Origin of the sequence: Mesorhizobium sp. (genome assembly GCF_004962925.1) — a bacterium.
Classification (GTDB): Bacteria; Pseudomonadota; Alphaproteobacteria; order Rhizobiales; family Rhizobiaceae; genus Mesorhizobium.
Genome location: NZ_SUEO01000105.1, coordinates 18,807 through 20,492, shown reverse-complemented (window position 1 = coordinate 20,492; position 1,686 = coordinate 18,807). Strand labels below are relative to the sequence as shown.

The 1,686-nt window shown below is 62.5% G+C and carries 1 protein-coding gene and 1 pseudogene; both read right to left on the bottom strand.

Translation table 11 applies throughout. From position 1 onward, the window contains the following. Nucleotides 1-247 (bottom strand): annotated as a pseudogene (gene gltD / locus E5W87_RS20270) (glutamate synthase); the annotation flags it as partial. Nucleotides 248-390: 143 nt separating this feature from the next. Beyond that, nucleotides 391-1,686: glutamate synthase-related protein (locus E5W87_RS20265; RefSeq protein WP_292401317.1), on the bottom strand; the 1,296-nt coding region annotated here is incomplete at its 5' end.

Below are 1,686 nucleotides of genomic sequence, written 5' to 3'. Positions count from 1 at the left end.
GGATCGCATTGTCCCAGTCGCCATTGTAGACGAGGTCGTTCCAGTCCGGGATCTGGTTGTGGATCGGGCAGCCGGTCGGCCCGTGGCAGTACGGAATGCCGCAATCCATGCAGCGCGCTGCCTGTTTCTCGACCTCCTTGTCCGACATCGGCAGCGTGAACTCGCGAAAATGCCGGATGCGGTCGGAAGCCGGCTGGTACTTGTGCACCTGCCGGTCGATCTCGAGAAACCCTGTTACCTTGCCCATAGTCCAGTTCCTGCTGTCCAGATGGTGCGGTTTTCGCCGCACCCGTTAACCTCTTGAGGCAGCCATGGCAACCTTCAGCACGAGGTCAGGATTGTTGATGAGACACGTGCCGGGAAGCCAGGCTTCCCGGCCGTCGCAAAAATCTATTCCGCTGCAACGCCCATGCGCATGCGCTCCATCTCGATCAAGGCACGGCGGTATTCGACCGGCATGATCTTCCGGAACTTCGGCCGGAAAGTCGCCCAATTGTCGAGGATCTCGCGGCCGCGCACCGAACCCGTGTAATGGACGTGGTTCGAGATCAACTGATAGAGCCGCTCCTCGTCATGGCTGGTCATATCGCCCGACACGTCGACACGACCTTTGTGGTCGAGGTCGCCGCCATGATGGAGCAGTTTCTCCATCAGGTCGTCTTCCTCCGGAACCGGCTCCAGTTCGACCATCGCCATGTTGCAGCGCGCGGCGAAGTCGCCTGCCTCGTCGAGCACATAGGCGACGCCGCCCGACATGCCGGCGGCGAAGTTGCGGCCGGTCTGGCCGATGACGACGACGATGCCGCCGGTCATATATTCGCAGCCATGGTCGCCGACGCCTTCAACGACGGCGGCGACGCCCGAGTTGCGCACGGCAAAACGCTCGCCGGCGACGCCGCAGAAATAAGCTTCGCCTTCGGTTGCGCCATAAAGCACGGTGTTACCGACGATGATAGACTCCGCTGCGACGATCTTCGTGTTCTCCGGCGGGCGGATGACGATGCGTCCACCCGACAGACCCTTGCCAACATAGTCATTGGCGGCACCGACCAGATCGAACGAGACGCCGCGCGCCAGGAAGGCGCCGAACGACTGGCCGGCCGTGCCGGTGAGCTTCACCGAGATCGTGTCCTCGCGCAGGCCCTTGTGCCTGAAGCGCTTTGCCACTTCGCCTGACAGCATGGCACCCGTCGAACGGTCGACATTGCGGATCGGCAGCTCGATGCTGACCGGCTGCCTGGCGTCCAGTGCCGGCTTGGCGAGTTCGATCAGCTTGCGGTCGAGCACATCGTCGATCGGATGCTTCTGCCGCTCGGTCCAATGCACCGCCTCGTGGGGGGCATCTGGCTTGAAGAACATCTTGCTGAAATCGAGCCCGCGCGCCTTCCAATGCTGGATCAGCGCCCGCTTTTCCAGGAGATCGGTGTCGCCGATGATCTGGTCGAGATGGGTGTAGCCCATCTCGACGAGCAGCGCCCGCACCTCTTCCGCCACATAGAAGAAGAAGTTGATGACGTGTTCCGGCGTGCCCTTGAAGCGCTTGCGCAACACCGGATCCTGCGTCGCGACACCGACCGGGCAGGTGTTGAGATGGCACTTGCGCATCATGATGCAGCCGGCCGCGATCAGCGGCGCGGTCGAGAAGCCGAATTCGTCGGCGCCGAGCAACGCGCCGATGACGACGTC